The organism is Herbiconiux sp. L3-i23, assembly GCF_023734115.1.
Lineage (GTDB): Bacteria > Actinomycetota > Actinomycetes > Actinomycetales > Microbacteriaceae > Naasia.
Genome location: NZ_AP025737.1, coordinates 2,629,052 through 2,649,976, shown reverse-complemented (window position 1 = coordinate 2,649,976; position 20,925 = coordinate 2,629,052). Strand labels below are relative to the sequence as shown.

Genomic DNA, 20,925 nt, shown 5'->3' with positions numbered 1-20,925 from the left:
CGGCCAGCCCGCTGATTATGGCATCGAGAACCTGAAGATAAGCAATACATATGAAAACGCATGCGATCGGGGCCTCCGTCAGCGTGTGCGGATGGATGGGCGGCGGCGCCCCGTAAACTCGTCGCGGCGCTGCAACCGCGCCGATCCGCCGAGAGAGAAGAGTCGTTTGATGTCGACCGGAGGACCTGGAGGCCCTAGGCCGTCGAAGAACGAGCGGCGTGAGGCTGCCCGTGAGAAGGCCCGCGCGCTGCGCGAGGAGCAGAAGAAGAGGGAGCGCCGCAACCGCTTCCTCATCGGTGGCGGCATCGGTGTCGGTGCGCTCGCGGTCATCGCGATCATCGCCGTCGTGATCGTCATGTCGATCCGTCCCGCGGGCCCCGGCCCCGAGAACATGGCCTCGGACGGCATCAAGATCGGTGCCGGTCTCGTCGCCGAGACGACGCCCGCCCTGCAGCCCGGGGAAGACCCGGCCGACCCCAGCGAGAACGAGCCCGGCGTGGTCGACGTGCGCGTCTGGGTGGACTACCAGTGCCCCTTCTGCCAGGCCTTCGAGGCTGCTAACGGTGAGCAGCTGCGCGGCTGGGTCGAGGACGGCTCCGTCACCCTCGCGGTGCACCCCATCTCGTTCCTCGACGCGCAGTCGTCGGGCAACCGCTACTCGACCCGTGCCGCGAACGCCGCCGCCTGCGTCGCGAACTACTCGCCCGACAACTTCTTCGACTTCAACCAGATCGCTTTCGAGGGGCAGCCCGCCGAGGGGGGCAACGGTCTCGAGGACGACGCGATCATCGCGTTCACCGAAGAGGCGGGTGTCACCGACCCGGCCGTCGCGCAGTGCATCACCGACCAGGAGTTCCGCACCTGGGTCGGCGACGCGACGAAGCGCGCCTTCGCGGGGCCGATCCCGGACAGCGACATCGAGGCCGTCAGCAGCACTCCGACGATCATCGTGAACGGCACCCGCTACACCGGCGCCATCGATGACCCGGAAGAGTTCGCGGCCTTCGTGCTGGCGCAGTCGTCGAGCACCTCGACGCCGACGCCGACGCCGACGCCGACCGCGACTCCGTAGACTGATCGCGCGGCTCCAGCCGCAGGCCGGCTTGGCGCAATTGGTAGCGCACCTAACTTGTAATTAGGGGGTTGCGGGTTCAAGTCCCGCAGTCGGCTCGACTGCTCTCGGCACCATGGATCACCCGTCCGCCAGGAGGGGCGATTCGTCGTCCATGGACTTCTCCGGCGGCGGCGGAAGATGACGGGTGCTCGACATTAGGTGATGTCCGAACCTGCGCGTAGGGTGTGTGCCATCGGAAGTATGTGACTCCTCGGGGGCGAAGACAACTCGGCGACCACTCGTCGACGCAAGCTCACGGGGCTTCCTTATTGAAACCGGAGACCATCTAACCTCCGAGATCGCGGGTCTTCCATGACCGCAGACAATTTCCTTCAGCAGCCGGTCGAAAGCGGATCGGCACCAGAGGCTCTCTCGTTCGAAGCGGCACCGCTCAGTGCGCTCGGCCAGTCGAACGTCGAGAGCGTATTCGCGCCCGCGCTGCCCAAAGTCGGGTCGTCGTCATCGCGTCGTCGCCGCACCACCTTCCAGCGTTCCAGGCGCGCGTCGATGGTCTTCTACCGGGTTGCGTTCGCCGTGCTGGCCGCCGGGCTCGCGGGCCTCGTGGCCTACTTCCTGACTCTCTGACCTCGCTGCAGTGACCGAGAGCCGCTGAGGCGCAGTGGGCGCGTCAGAGGATGGTGAGGAACTCGTTCGGATCGACCGGACGCTTCCCGCGCGCGTCGAGATACTTCTCGCGGACTCCGCCGACGTAGAGCCAACCGAGCAGTTCTTCGTTCTTCTTGAGCTTGTGCACCTTGCGCACGGGCTTCGTGCGAGTGAGCTCGCCGGTGCGCCAGAAAACACCCCAGCCCGCTTCGTCGAGCAGGAGTGAGAGCGTGTGGGCGACGCCGGCGGCGGTCGCGTCCTGCTCCCAGGCGGGCACCTTCGACTTCTTGCGCGACGCCACCACCGCGATGAGCAGCGACGAGCGGAACGGCTTCTCGGACGGCTTGCGGGATCCGTCGGCCTTGCCGAGCGCTTTGCCGAGCTTGGCGCGGGCGCTGCCGCGGATCTCGATCAGCCGCCAGGGCCGCAGGGAACTGTGGTCGGCCACGCGTGACGCCGCCGCGACGAGGGGCAGGAGCTCCTCACGGGTCGGAGCGGAGTCGGTGACCGACGAGTGAGACCTCCGCGCGAGAGCCGCGCGGAGGACGGGCGAGTCGCCGATCAGTCCTTCTCCTCGAAGTCGAGCGAGATGGAGTTCATGCAGTAGCGGTCGCCGGTGGGCGTCTGGGGAGCGTCGTCGAACAGGTGCCCGAGGTGCGAGCCGCAGGTGGCGCACAACACCTCCGTGCGGACCATGCCGAGCGACGCGTCGCGCTCGAGCTTCACGGCGTCGTCGGAGACCGGCTCGAAGAAGCTCGGCCATCCGGATCCGGAGTCGAACTTGGTGGTGCTCGTGAACAGCTCGGCACCGCACGCCTTGCAGACGTAGACGCCCTCACGCTTCTCGTCGAGTAGCGCGCCCGTCCACGGACGTTCCGTCGCCGCCTGGCGCAGAACCTTGAACTCGTTGTCGGAGAGGCTCTCGCGCCACTCGCTGTCGCTCTTCTCGACCTTGTACGCCATGTGTACCTCCGTGGTGGGCTCGTTGATCCTAAGCCGACGCGCCTGTGCGCGCCCCGGACGCGCACCGCACGCGTCCTATGAGGAAAACGGGAAGCCGCCGGACCCTATTCCGTGGCGCTCGGCGGGCCACGCCGAGCGCGGTGCGCGAGACGGCTAGGGTCTATCCGATCGTTCCCGTTGCCCCTGAAGGACCCATGCCGACTTTCGCCCCCGACCGCTTCGATGAGGTGCCCGAGGATCTGCATCGCGTCGGGGCGCACCGAGCGCCGAAGAAGCGCGGGCGCGGCTGGATCACCTTCGCCTGGGCCGCGCTCGCGACGGGGCTGATCGTCGCGGCGGGCGTCACCGCCATGTTCGTGATCAACGATCGCGTCTCCTTCGAGAATCCGTTCGCGGCGTCGACCCCCACGCCCGAGCCGAGCGCGACGCCGACCATCGCTCCGACGATCGACCCCGCTCAGACCGTCGTCGTGCTGAACGGGACCCAGACCGACGGCCTCGCGGGCCAGGTGGGCGACCAGCTCGTCGCCGCGGGCTGGAACGTCACCACGCGCAGCAACGCCGATTCCGACGTCGACGCGACCACCGTCTACTACAGCGACCCCACGCAGGAGGGGGCGGCGAAGGGCATCGTCGAGACCCTCGGAGCCGGCCGCATCCAGCTCTCGGACGCGTTCGTGATCGAAGGGGTGCCGCGGCTCGTCGTGGTGATCGGGGCCGACTTCGGCGCCCCGGCCGCCGCCGAGGGCGACACCGAAGCGGACACGGCCGAGGAGTAGACCGCTCGTCCCCGACCTGTCGGTGCCGGCCGCTCGCGAAATGTCGCCGATGTTTCGGCTGCGTTTAATGTTCGATCGAAAGTGACGACTCCTTAGGCAATCGTGCCCACACGCTTGTTTTCGGGGTGGGGCGCTCCGCTACTATCGCGGAACGGTCGGTCCCCCTCCGCCCCCGTCGCCGCGATCACCACTGCGTCGACGGAGCGGGAAGGACAGCAAACATCACCCCGTCTGCTCCGACCGGGGGTTGGTCGCACGGCCGCCCGGTCAGCACAGCAATCGGGAGTTGGAAAATGGCGCGAGGAACCGTCAAGTGGTTCAACGCTGAGAAGGGCTACGGCTTCATCACGGTCGACGACGGAGGGCAGGACGTATTCGTCCACTACTCCGCCATCGACATGGCGGGATACAAGTCGCTCGAAGAGGGCCAGGCGGTCGTCTTCGAGGTAGGCACCGGAGCGAAGGGTCCGCAAGCGGAGGCAGTCAAGCTCGCTTGACTCGTGAGCGGATTCTCCGCCCACGCCCACACCTAACGCCGTCCGCGATGCGGGCGGCGTTAGTGTTTGGGCCGTGAGGACACGCCCTGGGGGAGGCGCCCGTCGTCGGGCTGCGTTGATCGTGCTGCCCGTGTCCGCTCTGCTGCTCGGAGGATGCGCGATCGAGCGGGTCGAGGCGGCGCCGGCACCCGTGCTGACACCCACCTACACCTCGACGTTCGCGCCGGCTCCGGTGACGGAGCTCACACCGTTGCGCGGCACCTCGGTCGCCGCCGGCACCGCCGCGAACCCCTCCATCGCCGCGAAGGTCGACAACCACGAGGAAGCGCGCCCGCAGTACGGCCTCGACCGTGCGGACGTCGTCTTCGAGGAGCTCGTCGAAGGCGGGCTGACCCGATACGTTGCGGTCTGGCAATCGGATGTCCCCGAACTCATCGGCCCGGTCCGCTCCATCCGGCCGATGGATCCCGACATCATCTCCCCGTTCGGCGGCATCGTCGCCTACTCCGGCGGTCAGGAGATCTTCGTCGACATGATGCGCGACACGGTCGTCTACAACGCGATCCACGGCAACAGCGACACCGACGAGACGTTCTTCCGCACCGACGAGAAGGATTCGCCGCACGACGTCGTCGTGAAGGCGCAGGAGGTCGTCGCGCAGCACGCCGACCTGGGCAGGCCCGCGCAGCAGTTCGCGTGGTCGCTCGACGTCGCGTCGGCGACCGCGGCGAAAGAGGGGACGCCGACCTCGCGCATCGACACGACGTTCTCGAGTTCCCGGTTCCCGCACTGGCAGTGGGACGCCGCTCGCGGGCAGTACCTGCGCTTCCAGGAGGGCGAGCCCGACTTCGACTCCGCCGGGGTGCAGCTGGGGGCGACGAACCTGGTCGCCATGCGGGTCGCCATCGACGACACCTACGGGTACGTGCCGAAGACCGTCATGGTCGGCAGCGGTGAGGCCTGGATCTCCACCGGCGGCGGCACGGTGCACGCCACCTGGTCGAAGGCCGATCGCGGTGCCCCGATCCGCCTCGTCGACGACCGCGGAGTCGTCGTGCGACTGGCTCCCGGCAACACCTGGATCGAGCTGATCCCCGACAGCGGCGCGGTTACGCTCACGCCGTAATCGGCACCCCTCGTCTCGCCTTGCACTCTCCAGGGTCGACTGCCAAGATTGTTTAGCACTCGGTATTGCTGAGTGCCAACGAATCGCACGTCGGTTACGTCCGGGAGGGACGACTACAACTCATGGCAAAGATCATCGCCTTCAACGAAGAGGCCCGCCGCGGCCTCGAGCGTGGACTCAACACGCTGGCTGACGCGGTCAAGGTGACCCTCGGGCCGCGCGGCCGCAACGTCGTTCTCGAGAAGAAGTGGGGCGCCCCCACCATCACGAACGACGGCGTCTCCATCGCCAAGGAGATCGAGCTCGACGACCCGTACGAGAAGATCGGTGCCGAGCTCGTCAAGGAGGTCGCCAAGAAGACCGACGACGTCGCCGGCGACGGAACCACCACCGCCACCGTGCTCGCGCAGGCGCTGGTCCGCGAGGGCCTCCGCAACGTGGCCGCCGGTGCCGACCCGATCAGCCTGAAGAAGGGCATCGAGAAGGCCGTCGAGGCCGTCTCGAAGTCGCTCGTCGACAACGCCAAGGAGATCGAGACCAAGGACCAGATCGCCGCGACCGCGTCGATCTCGGCCGCCGACCCCGAGATCGGCTCGATCATCGCCGAGGCCATCGACAAGGTGGGCAAGGAAGGCGTCGTCACCGTCGAGGAGTCGAACACCTTCGGCACCGAGCTCGAGCTCACCGAGGGCATGCGCTTCGACAAGGGCTACCTGTCGGCGTACTTCGTCACCGACCCCGAGCGTCAGGAAGCGGTCTTCGAGGACCCCTACATCCTGATCGTCAACTCGAAGATCTCGGCGATCAAGGACCTGCTCCCCATCGTCGACAAGGTGATCCAGTCGGGCAAGCAGCTCCTCATCATCGCCGAGGACGTCGAGAGCGAAGCCCTCGCCACCCTCGTCGTGAACAAGGTGCGCGGCATCTTCAAGTCGGTCGCCGTCAAGGCTCCCGGCTTCGGTGACCGTCGCAAGGCTCAGCTCCAGGACATCGCGATCCTCACCGGCGGACAGGTCATCTCCGAGGAGGTCGGCCTCAAGCTCGAGAACGCCACCCTCGACCTGCTCGGTCAGGCCCGCAAGGTCGTCGTCACGAAGGACGAGACCACCATCGTCGACGGGGCCGGCGACGCCGCTCAGATCGCCGGTCGTGTCGCTCAGATCCGTGCCGAGATCGAGAACACCGACAGCGACTACGACCGCGAGAAGCTCCAGGAGCGTCTCGCGAAGCTCGCCGGTGGCGTGGCCGTCATCAAGGCGGGTGCCGCGACCGAGGTCGAGCTGAAGGAGCGCAAGCACCGCATCGAGGACGCCGTCCGCAACGCGAAGGCTGCCGTCGAAGAGGGCATCGTCGCCGGTGGTGGCTCGGCCCTCATCCAGGCCGGCGCCATTGCCTTCGAGTCCGAGGCCATCACGGGCCTCACGGGCGACGAGGCGACCGGCGCGAACATCGTCAAGGTCGCCATTGACGCCCCGCTCAAGCAGATCGCGCTGAACGCCGGTCTCGAGCCCGGCGTCGTGGCCGAGAAGGTCCGCTCGCTCCCCGTCGGTCACGGCCTCAACGCCGCGTCCGGTGAGTACGGCGACCTCTTCGCCCAGGGCATCATCGACCCCGCCAAGGTGACGCGTTCCGCGCTCGTCAACGCAGCGTCGATCGCCGGCCTCTTCCTCACCACCGAGGCCGTCGTCGCCGACAAGCCCGAGAAGAACCCGGCTCCGGTCGGCGACCCCACGGGCGGCATGGACTTTTGATCGCCCACTGACGCGCCAGCGTCAGTAGCGATCAGGTCGAGTGACCCGCGGTTCAGCGGGGCGTATCGAGACCTGAGTCTGCCCCCGTCCATCGACTGGTTCGACGGACACACACGAAAGGCCGGTTCCCCTTCGGGGGAGCCGGCCTTTCGGCGCTGCTGCCGACCTTCGGGTCAGCGGATGGCGAAGAGGCGGGCGTTCGCCTGCTCGACGTCGAGGTACTGACGACCGGCGGCGCCGAGCGCCGCGTTGATGGCGGTGATGCTCTCTTCGACGCGCTGCTGCACCGACCGCCAGTCGGCGGCGACCGTCTGGAAGGCGACGGAGGCGTCGCCGCCCCACGAGGCCTGCAGGCCGGTGAGCTGCGCCATCAGCGCGGCGGCGTCGCCCTGGATGCGGGCGATGGTGCCGGCGACGGACGCCTGGGCGGCGAAGACGGCCTCGCTGTCGACGGTGAACTTGGGCATGGATTGCTCCTGTCTCGATGGTGTGATCGAGACGCTATGCCGGGGTCGGCCCGCCGTGGACGGCGTTCAGGCGGACGTGGGAGCTGCGGTGGCGTCGGCGTCGCTGGGGAGGAACAGCGGCAGCCGCACGCGGAAGGTCGCTCCGCCGCCCGGGGTCTCATCGACCTCGACGGAGCCGCGGTGTGCGGCGACGATCGCGGAGACGATCGCGAGTCCGAGTCCGCTGCCACCCGTGTCGCGGGTGCGCGACGAATCGGCGCGCCAGAAGCGCTGGAAGATCTTCTCCCGCACCTGGCGCGGGATGCCCTCGCCGTGGTCGACGACCTCGAGGGTCGCGGTGCCCTTCGCCGCGTTGGCACGGACGACGATCTCGATCGGGGTCTCGATGGGGGTGAAGCGGGTCGCGTTGCCGAGCAGGTTGGTGAGGACCTGACGGATCTTGTTCTCTTCCCCCATCACGAGGGCGCGGACTCGCGCGTTCTCGGGGGCGGTGTCGGGGGCGACGACGACGACCTGCATCGGTCCGCGCTCACGGGCGCGGCGTCGCAGGCGCGCGAGCTGGGTGCGGCTGAAGGCGATCGGGCCGGTGACGGTCGCGTTGCGGATCGATCGGCGGAGGTTCGTGCGCGGAAGCGTGCTCGACGCGGTCGGCTGGTCGGGGAGCGGCTCGGACGGTCCGCCGAACTCGTCCTCGAAGCCGAGGATGATGTCGTCGGTGCCGAGGCTCTCGCCTTCGAGGTCGTTGTCGGTGACGACGCTGACCACGCGGCCGGGGGAGGAGGCCATCGCGTCGAGCGCGGCGTCCTTCGCGAGCGGCAGCAGGTCGACCTCGGTGAGCTGGAGCGGCTTCGTCTCGTCGAGTCGGGCGAGCTCGAGCAGGTCGGCGACGAGCCCGCTCATGCGCACCGCCTCCTTCTCGATGCGCTCCATGGCCTGACCGACCTCGTCGCGGCTCTGCAGCGCGCCCATGCGGTAGAGCTCGGCGTAGCCGCGCAGAGACACGAGAGGGGTGCGCAGTTCGTGGCTCGCGTCGCCGACGAAGCGGCGCATCTGGTCGATGGTGCGGGCCCGGTCGTTGAGCGCCTTGTCGATGCGGTTGAGCATCAGGTTCAGCGAACGGTTGAGGCGACCGACCTCGGTGTTCGGGGTCGCGCCCTCGAGGCGCTGGCTGAAGTCGCCCTCGGCGATGGCGGCCGCGGTCTTCTCCACCCGCCGAAGCGGGCCGAACGCCCCGGTCACGAGCAGGCGGGTGATGATGGCGCCGAGCGCCACGACAACGATGCCGAACAGCAGGAAGAGCGTGAACATCCGCGCGATCGCGTTGTTGGTGCTGTCGAGCGGGACTCCGACGATCAGCGTGTGCGGCTCATCGTCGACGGTGACGGGGAACGCCGCGGTGCGCCACTGGCTCTCGCCGTCGTCGCTCTCGAGGGTGAAGGTGCGCCCCTCGTTCTGCTCGGTCCAGGCGAGCGTCACCCCCGACGAGTCGGGCGTCGACAACGATCCGAGCTTCTCGGAGTTGTCGGTGAACAGCCCGCCGTCGGTGTCGATGATGGCCAGGTAGTAGTTGCTGAGGCTGGCGTGCCAGTAGTCCATGAAGTCGGACTGGTCGTCGGCCTCGGCGAGCTGCTTCTGCACCTGCGCCGCCGCCGCCTTGACCTGGGTGTCGACCTCCTGGAACAAGAAGCTGCGCATCACGGTCATCGTGCCGAGGCCCGAGATCGCGAGTCCGAAGGTCAGCAGGAGCACGGTGACGCCGGTGATCTTGGTGCGCAGCGAGATGCTGTTCCACCAGGTCAGAAGCGATGCGTGCACGGGGAGGAGTGTAGATGCAGGAGTGTGAGGAACCCGTGCGAGCGAGCGCCCGGACTCAGCCCTTGCTGGCCTTCAACATATAACCGAAGCCGCGCTTGGTCTGGATCATCGGCTCGGACGAGTACTGGTCGAGCTTGCGACGCAGGTAGGAGATGTACGACTCGACGATGCCCGCGTCGCCGTTGAAGTCGTACTCCCAGACGTGATCGAGGATCTGCGCCTTCGAGAGGACGCGGTTCGGGTTCAGCATCAGGTAGCGCAGCAGCTTGAACTCGGTCGGGCTTAGCTCGACGGACTCGGCACCGATGGTCACCTCGTGGGTGTCCTGATCCATCGTGAGCTCGCCGGCGCGGATGATGGCGTCCTCTTCGGCGTGCATGGTGCGGCGCAGGATCGCCTTGATGCGCGCGACGATCTCGTCGAGGCTGAACGGCTTGGTGACGTAGTCGTCGCCGCCGACCGTGAGTCCGGTGATCTTGTCCTCGGTGTCGTCCTTGGCGGTGAGGAACAGGATGGGGGAGGTGTAGCCCGACGAGCGGAGGCGCTTGGTGACGCCGAACCCGTTCATGTCGGGCAGCATCACGTCGAGGATTATGAGATCCGGCTCTTCCTCGAGCACTGCGGAGATAGCGCCGGCGCCGTTGCCCACCGCGCGGACGGCGAAGCCTGCGAACCGCAGGCTGGTCGTCAGGAGATCGCGGATGTTGGGCTCGTCGTCGACGACGAGAATGCGGGGTCCGTCGGCCATGTGGCCATTATCTGCACGTACCCTGGGCACAGTCTGAGAGTCGGGCGTGCGGGAGGCGTGATCAGCGCCGACGTCGCCAATTAAGAACGACAACGGCCACGATGAGCCCGAACGCGATCGGCAGAGCGATGAGCGGGAACACCAGAACCAGCGGCCAGACGCCCACCGTGTAGTCGAAGACGCCCCAGACCGGGGCGAGCAGGAGGGCGAGGAACGCGAGCACCGATAGCGCGAAGATCGTGATCGCCATGTAGGCGAGGATGCGTTCGGAGCGCGCGGTGTCTGCGGTGGCCATGCGATCAGGATATTGGTGCCGTGGCGGTGCGATGCGGCACCCGCGCGGAAACCGCGCCCCGTCTACAATTGGTGCCGCGTCCCGCGCAGATCGTGAGGCGCGCTCGACAGGAAGTAGGCAGGCGATATGCCCACCGGCAAAGTGAAGTTCTTCGACGAGGAGAAAGGCTTCGGGTTCATCAGCGCTGACGACGGCAGCGAAGTGTTCCTGCACGTCTCCGCGCTGCCCGCCGGTGTCTCGAGCGTGAAGCCCGGTACGAAGCTCGAGTTCGGCGTCGCCGACGGCAAGCGCGGACTGCAGGCTCTCTCGGCTCGCGTGCTGCAGGCGCCGCCGAGCCTCAGCAAGGCCCAGCGCAAGCCGGCCGACGACATGGCGATCATCATCGAGGATCTCGTCAAGCTGCTCGACGGCGTCGGCACATCGCTGAAGCGCGGCCGCTACCCCGACGGCCCCCACGCCAAGAAGATCGCGGCCATGTTGCGCCGTGTTGCGGACGAGATGGATGCGTGAGCCGGCCGACGCCGACCGTGCGTTGATCGACACCGCACGCGAGGCTCTCTTCGAGATCACCGACCCGGAGACCGTTGGAGCCGTCGCGGGAATCGACGACTCGGTCGACGGCGTCGTCGACGTCTACTTCGCCTCCACCATGTCGGGCTACCCGTCGTGGCGCTGGAACGTCTCCGTCTCCACGATCGACGGTGACGAGTTCCCGTCGGTGCTCGAAGCGGAACTCCTTCCGGGGGACGGCGCGCTGCTCGCACCCGACTGGGTGCCCTGGGCCGACCGTCTTGCCGACTACCGCGCGGCGCAGGCCGAGTCCGCCGACGGCGAGAACGACGACGATGCAGACCTCGACGACGATGATGACGACGAGTCCGACCTCGACGACGACCTCGACGATGACGACGACCTCGAGGTCTCGGACGACGACTCGGATGACGACGACTCCGACGACGATGACGACGATGACGACGACCTGGTCGACAGCGACGTCCTCGATCGCGATGACGAGATCGACGGTGTCGACTTCGAGAGCTCCGATTTCGACGAGCAGGGCGGCAGCGGAGCCGGTTTCGGCGGGTCAGGGGCCTCGAGCGCCGGCGGCGTCGAGGACGGCCTCACCACCATCGACGAGGAACTCAGCGCGAGCGAGCACATCGACGACGACGTCGACTTCGACGACGAGAACCGCGGCGACCGGGTCTGACCGCCGGGAACGGCTCCCGCTCCCTCCCGCGCCGCGGTCACCGCGTCGTCGGGGGAAGCGGGAGCCGCTTCAGCGTCGGCGGACCGCTTTGGTGCGGAGCTGGGTATAAACGAGACCTGCGACCCCCAGGGCCACCCCGACGGCGCAGGTGGCGATGAGGAACGGGTCGTCGGTCATCATCGGCGTGACCACGAGTGCGACCACGAGGGCCACCACCCAGATTGCGGTGCCGACGATGATCGCGCGGCGGTCGTCCGTCTCGACGGGAGCCGGATCGGGGTGACGGTCTTCTGCGCGCAGGTAGAGCTTCACGATCAGATCCGCTCGAGCACGTAGTCGATCGACGCGGTGAGCGCGCGGACATCGCTCGGCTCGATCGCGGCGAAGGTCGCGACTCGCAGCTGATTGCGGCCGAGCTTGCGGTACGGCTCGGTGTCGACGATGCCGTTGGCGCGCAGCGTCGCGGCGATGGCCGCGGCGTCGACGCCCTCCTCGAAGTCGATGGTGACGACCACCTGCGACCGGTCGGCCGGATCGGCGACGAACGGCGTCGCGACGGCGGTGCGCTCCGCCCAGTCGTAGAGGATGCCGGAGGACTCGCGGGTGCGGGCGTCGACGGCGGCGAGTCCGCCGAGGCCGAGCATCCACTCGAGCTGACTGTCGAGCATGACGAGGGTCGCGATCGCGGGGGTGTTGAGCGTCTGCTGCAGACGCGAGTTGTCGACCGCCTGTTGCAGGCTGAGGAAGTCGGGGATGTACCGGCCCGACGCGGCGATGCGCTCGACGCGTTCGATCGCGGCAGGGGACATCAGGGCGAGCCAGAGCCCGCCGTCGGAGGCGAAGTTCTTCTGCGGGGCGAAGTAGTAGACGTCGAACTCGTTCGCGTCGACCGCGATGCCGCCAGCGGCGCTCGTCGCATCGATCACCGTCAGAGCGCCGTCGTCGCCGACCACACGGCGGACGGGGGCCTGCACTCCGGTCGAGGTCTCATTGTGAGGCCAGGCGTAGACGTCGACGCCCTCGAGGGGACCGAGTTCGCCGCGGGTGCCGGCGTCGGTCTTGGTGACCGCCGGCGCCTCGAGGTGCGGAGCGCCCGCCGCCTTCACGAACTTCGCGCCGAACTCGCCGAAGGAGAGGTGCGAGCTGCGTCGTTCGATGAGACTGAACGCCGCCGCATCCCAGAACGCGCTGGACCCGCCGTTGCCGAGGACCACCTCGTAGCCGTCGGGCAGGGAGAAGAGGTCGGACAGCTGCGAGCGCACGCTCGCGACGAGGTTCTTGACCGGCTTCTGCCGGTGGGAGGTGCCGAAGAGAGAGGTGCCGGCGGCGACCAGGGCCGCGACCTGCTCTTCGCGCACCTTCGAGGGGCCGCAGCCGAAACGTCCGTCGAGAGGGCGGAGGTCGTTGGGGATGACGAGTTCGCTCATGGTCGCACCAGTTTAGGAGCGCGTCACCCAGCGCCCCGTCGATGTTCAGCGGCCGCGGACTAGACTTCCATTTGTCTTGATGACGAGCGAAAGGGAGGGCCCGTGACGGATCTCGTGGACACCACCGAGATGTATCTGCGCACCATCCTCGACCTCGAAGAAGAGGACATCGTCCCCCTTCGCGCGCGCATCTCGGAGCGTCTCGGCCACTCCGGACCCACGGTGTCCCAGACCGTCGCCCGCATGGAGCGGGACGGTCTCGTCGTCGTCTCGGGCGACCGTCACCTTGAGCTCACCAGCGTCGGCCGGCTCAAGGCGACGCACGTGATGCGCAAGCATCGCCTCGCCGAGCGGCTCCTCAGCGACGTCATCGGACTCGAATGGGAGTTCGTGCACGACGAGGCCTGCCGCTGGGAGCACGTCATGAGCGAACAGGTCGAACGCCGCCTCATCGACATGCTGGGCAACCCCACCGAGTCCCCCTACGGCAACCCCATTCCCAGCCTCGACGACCTCGGCACGTCGCCCGCGGTCGCCTTCCTCGACGGCGTCACCAACCTGGTCGAGTACGTGCGCTCCGGCAACTCCGGCACTGCGACGATCCGTCGCCTGGGGGAGCCAGTGCAGTTCGACCCCGAACTGCTGCGCCAGCTGAAGGACGCGGGCGTCGTGCCCGGTGCTGTCGCGGTCGTCGGTGACGCCGGCCAGTACATCTCGCTGCGCGTCGAGGGCTTCGGCGAGGGCATCGAGTTGCCCACCGAAGTGGCCGGGCACGTCTTCATCGAAACCCCCTGAGCCCCCACTCCCGGCGCACCGGGTAGGGGAGTTCCCATGTCCTCCCCAGGGGAAAACGTTACCGATTCGTTGCTCCCGGCGAGTCGGAAAGTGACAGATCCCCGCACCTGCCCTACCCTGGGGTATCCCTAGTCGCCAGAAAGGCCGGCGGCCCGGGGCGGAAGTCGCGACGTCTCCCCATCCCCCGTCTCGCGATTTCTTCACGTTCAACACGCGCACAGGGCGGGTCCCGACACCCCAGTCGGGAAGAGACGCAGGAGGAATCTCTTGGCCCTGACGAGTGACAACGAGCGGTCGCAAGACCGGTCGAACCCGACACCCGAAACCACCCCGACTTCCGCACCGGTCACCCGCCGGGAGTCTCGCACCGCCGCCAAGCCCGGCATGGGCTCACGTCTCGCGATGGCCGGACGCGCCGTCGCCGTGTCGCGCCCCGCCGCATCCGTGGGTGCGGCGACGAAGCGCAGCCGTGGACGCAACTTCTTGAGCGTCGCGGTGATGACGCTGGCCGCAGGGCTCGTCGCCACGCTCGCGATCCCGTCGTACGCGTTCGACCCGGTGGCCAACGCGTCGCCCGAGTTCGAGGCGTCCGAACTGCAGACCCTCAAGTTCAGCGAGGCGCAGACGGTCGACGTCGCCGCCGACGCCACCCAGACGACGGTCGCGCGCGACAACTACACGGCGACCAGCATCGAAGAGCTGCGCGCCGCGCAGGAAGCCGCCGCTGCTGCCGAGGCGCGGGCCGCCGCTGCAGCCAGCTACGCCTCGTACAGCGGTCCGAGCGCCGGCGACTACCTCGCCAACCCGCCGTACCCCAACTTCAGCCTCGACCAGGTCTACCAGGTGGGTCTGCAGTACCAGGGCGTTCCCTACCGCTACGGCGGCTCCGACCCGTCGGGCTTCGACTGCTCGGGCTTCGTGATGTTCGTCTACGCGCAGTTCGGCATCCAGCTCGCCCACTCGGTGCGCAGCCAGGCCGCGTCCGGAACCGTCATCTCGGCCGCCGACGCGCAGCCCGGCGACCTCGTCATCTTCAGTGACGGCAGCCACGACGGCATCTACGCGGGCAACGGCAACGTGCTGCACGCTCCCTACGAGGGTGCATCGGTGCGAGTCCAGCCGATCTGGGCCAGCGTCTACTACGTGCGACTCGGCATCTGATCCTCGAGCGGTACGCCGTGTGAACTTCGCGTTACGCGAGGCGCTCTCCGGCGAGTGCGCAGGCCACGACTGCGTAGACCTGCATTATGGTTGCCTCACTGACGCCAGAGAGCGAGAGTCATGCAACCCGGCAGCCGCATCCCCTCCACGGATGTCTGCGCGCGCGCCGGACAACTGCCTGGCGGCCGGATAACCGGTCGTCGTATCTCTGCGGCCACTGACCAAGGGCACCGTCTTCGGACGGTGCCCTTTTTCGTGCCCGTGAACCCGTCGGAAGCGATCGCAGACCTGCAAGCCGTGCAGGGAGCTCGAAAGGACGGCTATGCGCACACTGGTGCTGAACGCGGGATATGAACCGCTCGCGGTGATCTCCTTCAAGCGGGCCCTGATGCTCGTCATGGGCGGCAAGGCGACGGTCGTCGCCGCCGACGACCTGAATCCGGTGGTCGCCGCGTCGGGGGAGTGGGATCGGCCGAGCGTCATCCTGCTGACGCGCTACGTGCGCATCCCGGGCGGCAGGCGCATGCCGGTGTCGCGACGCGGGGTGCTGCGTCGCGACGGTCAGCGGTGCGGATACTGCGGGCACGGTGCGACCACGGTCGACCATGTCATGCCGCGTTCGCGCGGCGGTGCGGACTCGTGGGAGAACCTCGTGGCCTGCTGCCTGCGGTGCAACAACGTGAAGGGCGACCGCACGCCGGCCGAGATGGGCTGGCAGTTGCGGACGACCCCACGGCCGCCGCACGGATCCGCGTGGCTGGTGCGTGGTGTCGAGAAGCCGCAGGACGACTGGACCGAGTTCCTGGCCCCCGCCGCCTGACCCGCGGCCTCGGCTGCTCCGTGGTCGGGCTCGGTCCACCACTCGGCGCCCGCCTGCCCTGCCACGCCCCGCCAAGCGAACCGATACGACGGCACCCGAACTCGAGGTGCACGGATCAGGAGTTCGTGCACGGATCAGGAACATCGGCCGAATCGGTCCTGATCGGTGTGCGAGGTGCCCGATTTTCGGACCGATCTCCTGATCCGTGCACGCTTCGCGGTGAGGCTCGGGGGCTTCGCGGAACGAACGGCGGGGGCGGCTCGCCGTTACCGATCCGTGACAGAACGACGATCTTCGCGTACCCTTCGATGGTTGCTTTCGTATGAAGGTGATCGTTCCAAAGGTTTTTCAGGGTGGTGCGCGTGACTGAAGTGGGCTTCAAGCCGACAGACGCAGGCGAACCCGCAACCCAGTCCAACCCCACCCGCCGACAGCTCCGAGAGGCCGAATCCGTCGGCCGTTCACCTCGTCGAGCACGCCCGCGCGACGCTCGCACCGGCGCGTCCTTCCGCCGCCCTCGGGCTGTCGAAGCGCCGGTCGCCGCAGCTGCCGCCGTCGCTCCGGTGAAGAAGAGCGTCAACCCGCTGCGCGTGCTCATCACCGTGTTGGTGGTTCCCGGGCTGGTGGCGACCGCGGCTCTGCCCGCGTATGCCTCGACGTTCTCGAGCGACGCGCAGACCGCGTCGTCGATGACCACCGGACAGAGCCTTTCCGTCGCCGCGACCGCGGCGTCGACCACGATCAGCCGTGACGGTGTCACGGCGACCTCCGACGCGGAGATGGCGGCCCGCAAGGCCGACCCGGCACGCGAGCTGCGCGTCGAGGAGTACGACGCGTCCGGAGCGCGCGAACTCGGCGACGACTACCCGTGGCCGTATGAGGCGTCTGACGACGAGGGCGGCGGGCTGTCCCCGCTCAACTACTACTACCGCGAGTGCGTCGACTTCGTCGCCTGGCGGCTGAACCGCGACGCGGGCTCGACGAGCGCGCCGTGGAAGTACGTCTGGTCGAACCTCACCCCGAACGGCGGCAACGCGTCGGCATGGGCATCCAACTGGAAGTCGCACGGGTGGCCCACCGGCTCTGAGCCCGTTCCCGGCTCGGTGGCCTGGTTCAACGGCAACCACGTCGCCTACGTCAAGGCGGTGACCGATGACGGCCAGGTCGTCATCGAGGAGTACAACCACGGCAGCACCCACAAGTACGGGATCCGCACCATCCCGGCCAGCTCGGTCGCCCTCTTTCTCTACGCCCCTCCCCGCTGACGCCCGCCGCCGCTCGTTGAGCGCAGCGATACGGAGGCACTCCGCGCCCCTGCTCGCTGAGGAGGCCCGCCAGGGTGGTCGCGAAGCGAAGCGCTTGGCGCTGTGTGGGCTCGTTTCATTTCGCGATGGCCGTGGACGGCCTCCTCAATGACCGGAACGAGTGAACGCGCCTGCTCGCTGAGGAGGCCTGCCAGGGCCGTCGCGAAGCGAGGCACTTGGCACTGTGTGGACGCATGTCATTTCGCGACGGCCGTGGACGGCCTCCTCAATGACCGAGTGAAGTTCGGGTCCTGCTCGCTGAGGAGGCCCGCCAGGGCCGTCGCGAAGCGAGGAGTTGATCGTCGCCGGACTCGATACCTGCGACCTCGTTCCTCTCGCGAGTGTCGAGCCTCGGGAGGTCTCCTCGTATCGCTGCGCTCAACGGGCGAGGCCTGGCCGAGTACGCACGTTCCGGCTTGAATGGCCCGCCGGAACGTGCGTCTGTGCCCGCAATATCGGATCGTGAGTTGACGAGGGTCTGGCTCTGTGGTTCATTAGTCAAGTAACGAACCACTGAAGCGGAAGGGATGCCGATGGACGAGGGACGGCCGATCTTCCTGCAGATCGCCGAGCGCATCGAGAACGACATCCTCTCCGGCGCGCTCCGGGAAGAGAGCCAGGTGCCGTCGACCAACGAGCTCGCCATGTTCCACCGCATCAACCCAGCGACGGCGGGCAAGGGCATCAACCTGCTCGTCGACGAAGGCATCCTCTACAAGCGCCGCGGGATCGGGATGTTCGTCGCCGACGGTGCCAAGGAGCGCATCTCGGCCCGCCGCCGCGACGGTTTCGTCGCGGAGTACATCGCACCGCTGCTCGTCGAAGCACGCAGCCTCGGCATCACCGCGCAGCAGCTCATCGGACTCATCCAGAAGGAGACATCATGAATACGGCCACCGCCGACCGTCCCGTCATCGACGTCCAGCACGTCACCCGGACCTACAAAGACGTCACCGCGCTCGACGACGTGTCGTTCTCGATCGCGGAGAACACCATCTGCGGGCTCCTCGGCCGCAACGGCGCCGGCAAGACGACCCTCATGCAGCTGCTCACCGGGCAGGAGTTCCCGAGCTCGGGCGACATCCGGGTCGCCGGCCGCAACCCGGTCGAGAACACCGACGTGCTGCAGCAGCTCTGCTTCATCAAGGAGAGCCAGAAGTACCCCGAGTCGTTCCAGGCCCGCCACGTGCTGGCGAGCGCGCCGTGGTTCTTCTCGGGCTGGGATGCCGACTTCGCCGACGAGCTCGTCGCCCAGTTCCGGCTGCCGCTGAAGCGCGACATCAAGAAGCTCTCGCGCGGCCAGCTCTCCGCCCTCGGAGTGACCGTCGGGCTGGCGAGCCGGGCGCCGATCACCTTCTTCGACGAGCCCTACCTCGGTCTCGATGCGGTGTCGCGTCAGTACTTCTACGACACGCTGCTCGCCGACTACGCCGAGCACCCCCGCACCATCGTGCTGTCGACGCACCTCATCGACGAGGTGAGCAACCTGCTCGAACACGTCCTCGTGTTCGAACAGGGCAAGCTCCTCATCGACCAGGACGCCGAGAGTCTCCGCGGCCGGGCCACCGCCGTCGCCGGTCAGGCGGGCGCGATCGACCGCTTCGCCGAAGGGCGCGAGGTGCTGCACCGCGACACCCTTGGCGGTCTCGCCACCGTCACCCTCGCCGGTCAGCTGACCGCCGAGGACCGCCGCGTCGCGAGCGCCGCCGGCCTCGAAGTCACCACGGTGTCGCTGCAGCAGCTCATCGTCGACCTCAGCCGCTCCGTCAGCAGCCAGCCCGTCGCCGAGCGCGTCAGCTGATCCGACAGAATCGAAGGAACGAACGAGCATGTCCGCCATCGACGTCGCCGCCTCGACGCCCCCGCTCCATGTCGCCAGCGCGACCCGCATCGCCCGTGTGATGCGCCTGCACTTCGTCAACAAATGGATCCTGATCGGCATCCCATGGATCATCACCGCGGTGGCGTTCGCGATCTCGCTCACCATCGCGCTGCTCATCACCAGTTTCGTTCCGCCGAGCGACCGCGCTGAGGCGTTGCAGGGGATGAGCTACAGCTGGGCGGTCGTGTCGCCGCTCTGGTACCTGGTCGTCGCCGGCATCCAGGCGGCGAGCACGACGTTCGCCTTCGCGCTGGGATTCAGCATCACGCGTCGCGAGTTCGCGATCGGCACCCTGCTGACCTTCGTGGTCGTCGCCGCCGGCTTCGCGCTGGCCTGGACCCTTCTCAACGTGGTCGAAGGCGTCAGCGACGGGTTCGGCATCGGGTTGGTGCACTTCCGTAGCATGTGGTTCGGCGGGCTCGACGCGCCCGCCGTGTTCCTGTCCTGGTTCTCGGTGCAGCTTGCGTTGCTGGCGATCGGCGCCCTGTTCGCGAGCATCTGGGTGCGCTGGCGGGCGGCAGGCGTGGTCTGGGCATGGGCGGTCGTTGCGCTGCTGGTCGTCGCGTTCATCGCGGTTCTGCTGATCACCGGCACCGCTCCGGCACTCTTCACCTGGGTCGCGACGATCGGCGCGGCGGGCCTGTTCGCCAGTCTCCTCGTGGTCGCGGCGGTCGCGTTCGGGCTGGGCTGGTGGGTGCTGCGCTTCGCGACCCCGCAGGGCTGAGACTCGCCGCAACGAGGAAGCGCCCCTCGATCCGCACGGATCGAGGGGCGCTTCTCGTTCGCGTCAGCCGCAGAGGGCCGACTGCGCTCCAACCGCACCCGAAGGTACGTCGTGTCCGGTCACGCGGTGACCGGAAGCTCCTGCTTCGCCGCACCGTGCGTGCGGGCGATGTGCCGCCACACCAGCACGACCGGGATGGCGAGGACGACGCTGTAGACATCGCCCGCCCAGTTGGTGAGGGTGCCGTTGCCGAGCGCCTCCTCGACGAAGGTCTGGCCGACGTCGTTGAGTCCGTGCACCAGGGCGACGGCGAGGTAGGCGCCGAGCACCCCGAGGGTGAAGCGGTACCGGTTGTTGTGCGCTGCAGCGGCCGCGAAGATCGCGGCGACGAGAAGCGCGGTCCACAGCGGGTGACCGATCGGCGCGATGACGCCGCGGAGCAGGCTGACGAACGCTTCGAGCTGCGTCGGGTGTCCGCCGTCGAACTGGCCGGTGCGGATCGGCTCCCAGATGATGTAGCCGAGCGTCTCGAAGCCGGCGAAACCGGCGCCGAGCGCGCCACCGAGGAACAGACCGTTGCGCACCGACTTGATCATCTTGCGGGCGAGGACGACGACGATGATCGCCTTCGCGAACTCCTCGGCGATACCCGAGAGGGCGTACGAGATCATGCTCGGTTCGCCGTTGGCGCCGGGTGCGAGCCAGCCGATGATCGAGTCGATGGTGCTGCCGATGCTCACCGCGAGCAGGCCGCCGAAGAGCATGAACTTGAAGAGGTCGGTGACGGTGATGCTGTCATCCGGACGCAGACGGCCGGCCATCGCCCAGACGAGGGTGCCGGGCACGAGGAACGCGCCCATGACGGCCCACGAGGCCATGACGATGTGGTTCTGCAGTCCGACGACGACGAAGAGTCCGAGAACCAGCCAGATTCCGAGGCCGAGCAGGAAGTAGCGGCCGGTGTGGTGCTTGCCGTTCGCCTTCTTCGCGGCGCGCTTGTCTGCGCGGGTCTGGTGCTGCGTGCCGGCGGCGTCGCCGGTCGGATGCTCCTGCGTCTCTTCGGACAGAGTCGTTGACATGAGTGTTGTGCCCCCAGTTGCGGCCGATGTCCGCGCCCCCGCGCGGATCCTTCACCGGACCGTCACCTCATGCTGGCGCATGCGCCCCGACGCCATCGACCCCCATTGCTGGTGACGTTCCCACAGCGAACATCGCCCGTTCGTCGAGTAGGCGCGCCAGCGCCGTATCGAGACGGCTCGAGTAAGCGAGGAACGAGCGCATCGAGAGCAGAGCGGGATGGTCTCGACGCGCTTCGCTTACTCGACCCGTCTCGATACGCTCCTTCGTCGCTACTCGACGACCGGGTATAAGCCCGCCCGTTGAGCGGAGCGATACGGAGGACCAGTCGTAACCCCGGCGCTGTGGTCTCGGTGCGCTTCGC

24 protein-coding genes and 1 tRNA gene are annotated in these 20,925 nt (G+C 67.9%); 16 read left to right on the top strand and 9 right to left on the bottom strand.

What is annotated here, in order from left to right; translation table 11 throughout:
• Positions 1 to 169 precede the first annotated feature (169 nt).
• From NGH83_RS12625 to NGH83_RS12615, 3 genes are all read left to right on the top strand, one after another.
• Complete coding sequence (locus NGH83_RS12625; protein ID WP_251856607.1) at positions 170 to 1,072, top strand: thioredoxin domain-containing protein; 903 nt, start codon at positions 170 to 172, stop codon at positions 1,070 to 1,072.
• Between the two features lie 25 nt (positions 1,073 to 1,097).
• Positions 1,098 to 1,170, top strand: a tRNA-Thr gene (locus NGH83_RS12620).
• A gap of 256 nt (positions 1,171 to 1,426) precedes the next feature.
• On the top strand, positions 1,427 to 1,699 hold the full coding sequence (locus NGH83_RS12615; RefSeq protein ID WP_251856606.1) for a hypothetical protein: 273 nt from the start codon (positions 1,427 to 1,429) through the stop codon (positions 1,697 to 1,699).
• A gap of 43 nt (positions 1,700 to 1,742) precedes the next feature.
• On the opposite strand, the gene NGH83_RS12610 is transcribed toward NGH83_RS12615, so the two are convergent.
• Positions 1,743 to 2,285 (bottom strand): nitroreductase family protein, encoded by a 543-nt coding sequence (locus tag NGH83_RS12610; RefSeq protein ID WP_251858533.1) that lies wholly within the window; start codon positions 2,283 to 2,285, stop codon positions 1,743 to 1,745.
• Positions 2,282 to 2,683 (bottom strand): peptide-methionine (R)-S-oxide reductase MsrB, encoded by a 402-nt coding sequence (gene msrB, locus NGH83_RS12605; protein WP_251856605.1) that lies wholly within the window; start codon positions 2,681 to 2,683, stop codon positions 2,282 to 2,284. Before msrB ends, NGH83_RS12610 begins: the two co-directional genes overlap by 4 nt.
• A gap of 194 nt (positions 2,684 to 2,877) precedes the next feature.
• On the opposite strand from msrB, the gene NGH83_RS12600 reads away from it, so the two are divergent.
• From NGH83_RS12600 to groL, 4 genes are all read left to right on the top strand, one after another.
• The gene (locus NGH83_RS12600) at positions 2,878 to 3,462 is read left to right on the top strand and encodes a LytR C-terminal domain-containing protein (RefSeq protein ID WP_251856604.1); all 585 of its coding nucleotides are present in this window, start codon (positions 2,878 to 2,880) and stop codon (positions 3,460 to 3,462) included.
• A gap of 293 nt (positions 3,463 to 3,755) precedes the next feature.
• Complete coding sequence (locus NGH83_RS12595; protein ID WP_251856603.1) at positions 3,756 to 3,959, top strand: cold-shock protein; 204 nt, start codon at positions 3,756 to 3,758, stop codon at positions 3,957 to 3,959.
• Positions 3,960 to 4,032: 73 nt separating this feature from the next.
• Positions 4,033 to 5,085 (top strand): DUF3048 domain-containing protein, encoded by a 1,053-nt coding sequence (locus tag NGH83_RS12590; protein WP_251856602.1) that lies wholly within the window; start codon positions 4,033 to 4,035, stop codon positions 5,083 to 5,085.
• A 122-nt stretch (positions 5,086 to 5,207) separates the two neighbouring features.
• On the top strand, positions 5,208 to 6,836 hold the full coding sequence (gene groL / locus NGH83_RS12585) for a chaperonin GroEL (RefSeq protein ID WP_251856601.1): 1,629 nt from the start codon (positions 5,208 to 5,210) through the stop codon (positions 6,834 to 6,836).
• A 173-nt stretch (positions 6,837 to 7,009) separates the two neighbouring features.
• Here groL and NGH83_RS12580 read toward each other — a convergent pair whose 3' ends face one another.
• The 4 genes from NGH83_RS12580 to NGH83_RS12565 all read right to left on the bottom strand — a co-directional run bounded on the left by NGH83_RS12580 (position 7,010) and on the right by NGH83_RS12565 (position 10,161).
• Entirely contained in the window at positions 7,010 to 7,303 is a 294-nt protein-coding gene (locus NGH83_RS12580) for a WXG100 family type VII secretion target (RefSeq protein WP_251856600.1), read from the bottom strand.
• A 66-nt stretch (positions 7,304 to 7,369) separates the two neighbouring features.
• The gene (locus tag NGH83_RS12575) at positions 7,370 to 9,118 is read right to left on the bottom strand and encodes a HAMP domain-containing sensor histidine kinase (RefSeq protein ID WP_251856599.1); all 1,749 of its coding nucleotides are present in this window, start codon (positions 9,116 to 9,118) and stop codon (positions 7,370 to 7,372) included.
• 55 nt (positions 9,119 to 9,173) lie between these two features.
• Positions 9,174 to 9,866, bottom strand: coding sequence for a response regulator transcription factor (locus NGH83_RS12570; protein ID WP_251856598.1), 693 nt, complete (start codon positions 9,864 to 9,866; stop codon positions 9,174 to 9,176).
• A gap of 61 nt (positions 9,867 to 9,927) precedes the next feature.
• Complete coding sequence (locus NGH83_RS12565) at positions 9,928 to 10,161, bottom strand: hypothetical protein (protein WP_251856597.1); 234 nt, start codon at positions 10,159 to 10,161, stop codon at positions 9,928 to 9,930.
• A 126-nt stretch (positions 10,162 to 10,287) separates the two neighbouring features.
• On the opposite strand from NGH83_RS12565, the gene NGH83_RS12560 reads away from it, so the two are divergent.
• Both NGH83_RS12560 and NGH83_RS12555 read left to right on the top strand, forming a co-directional pair.
• Complete coding sequence (locus NGH83_RS12560; protein ID WP_251856596.1) at positions 10,288 to 10,671, top strand: cold-shock protein; 384 nt, start codon at positions 10,288 to 10,290, stop codon at positions 10,669 to 10,671.
• Positions 10,664 to 11,371 (top strand): DUF3027 domain-containing protein, encoded by a 708-nt coding sequence (locus NGH83_RS12555; protein ID WP_251856595.1) that lies wholly within the window; start codon positions 10,664 to 10,666, stop codon positions 11,369 to 11,371. Before NGH83_RS12560 ends, NGH83_RS12555 begins: the two co-directional genes overlap by 8 nt.
• A 69-nt stretch (positions 11,372 to 11,440) precedes the next feature.
• On the opposite strand, the gene NGH83_RS12550 is transcribed toward NGH83_RS12555, so the two are convergent.
• The gene (locus NGH83_RS12550; protein ID WP_251856594.1) at positions 11,441 to 11,683 is read right to left on the bottom strand and encodes a DUF2530 domain-containing protein; all 243 of its coding nucleotides are present in this window, start codon (positions 11,681 to 11,683) and stop codon (positions 11,441 to 11,443) included.
• A 2-nt stretch (positions 11,684 to 11,685) separates the two neighbouring features.
• Complete coding sequence (serC, locus tag NGH83_RS12545) at positions 11,686 to 12,798, bottom strand: phosphoserine transaminase (RefSeq protein WP_251856593.1); 1,113 nt, start codon at positions 12,796 to 12,798, stop codon at positions 11,686 to 11,688.
• A 102-nt stretch (positions 12,799 to 12,900) separates the two neighbouring features.
• Here serC and NGH83_RS12540 point away from each other — a divergent pair, with 102 nt between their 5' ends.
• From NGH83_RS12540 to NGH83_RS12510, 7 genes are all read left to right on the top strand, one after another.
• Complete coding sequence (locus NGH83_RS12540; protein WP_251856592.1) at positions 12,901 to 13,593, top strand: metal-dependent transcriptional regulator; 693 nt, start codon at positions 12,901 to 12,903, stop codon at positions 13,591 to 13,593.
• Between the two features lie 267 nt (positions 13,594 to 13,860).
• Positions 13,861 to 14,754: a C40 family peptidase gene (locus NGH83_RS12535; protein ID WP_251856591.1), complete on the top strand. Its 894-nt coding sequence runs from the start codon at positions 13,861 to 13,863 to the stop codon at positions 14,752 to 14,754.
• Between the two features lie 322 nt (positions 14,755 to 15,076).
• Positions 15,077 to 15,574, top strand: coding sequence for an HNH endonuclease (locus NGH83_RS12530; RefSeq protein WP_251856590.1), 498 nt, complete (start codon positions 15,077 to 15,079; stop codon positions 15,572 to 15,574).
• Between the two features lie 563 nt (positions 15,575 to 16,137).
• Entirely contained in the window at positions 16,138 to 16,839 is a 702-nt protein-coding gene (locus NGH83_RS12525) for a CHAP domain-containing protein (protein ID WP_251856589.1), read from the top strand.
• Positions 16,840 to 17,411: 572 nt separating this feature from the next.
• Positions 17,412 to 17,765, top strand: a complete 354-nt coding sequence (locus NGH83_RS12520; protein WP_251856588.1) for a GntR family transcriptional regulator — start codon at positions 17,412 to 17,414, stop codon at positions 17,763 to 17,765.
• Positions 17,762 to 18,679 (top strand): ABC transporter ATP-binding protein, encoded by a 918-nt coding sequence (locus NGH83_RS12515; protein ID WP_251856587.1) that lies wholly within the window; start codon positions 17,762 to 17,764, stop codon positions 18,677 to 18,679. Before NGH83_RS12520 ends, NGH83_RS12515 begins: the two co-directional genes overlap by 4 nt.
• A gap of 28 nt (positions 18,680 to 18,707) precedes the next feature.
• Positions 18,708 to 19,484, top strand: a complete 777-nt coding sequence (locus NGH83_RS12510; RefSeq protein WP_251856586.1) for a hypothetical protein — start codon at positions 18,708 to 18,710, stop codon at positions 19,482 to 19,484.
• Positions 19,485 to 19,603: 119 nt separating this feature from the next.
• Here NGH83_RS12510 and NGH83_RS12505 read toward each other — a convergent pair whose 3' ends face one another.
• Positions 19,604 to 20,563, bottom strand: a complete 960-nt coding sequence (locus NGH83_RS12505; RefSeq protein WP_251856585.1) for a PrsW family glutamic-type intramembrane protease — start codon at positions 20,561 to 20,563, stop codon at positions 19,604 to 19,606.
• Between the last annotated feature and the right edge of the window lie 362 nt (positions 20,564 to 20,925).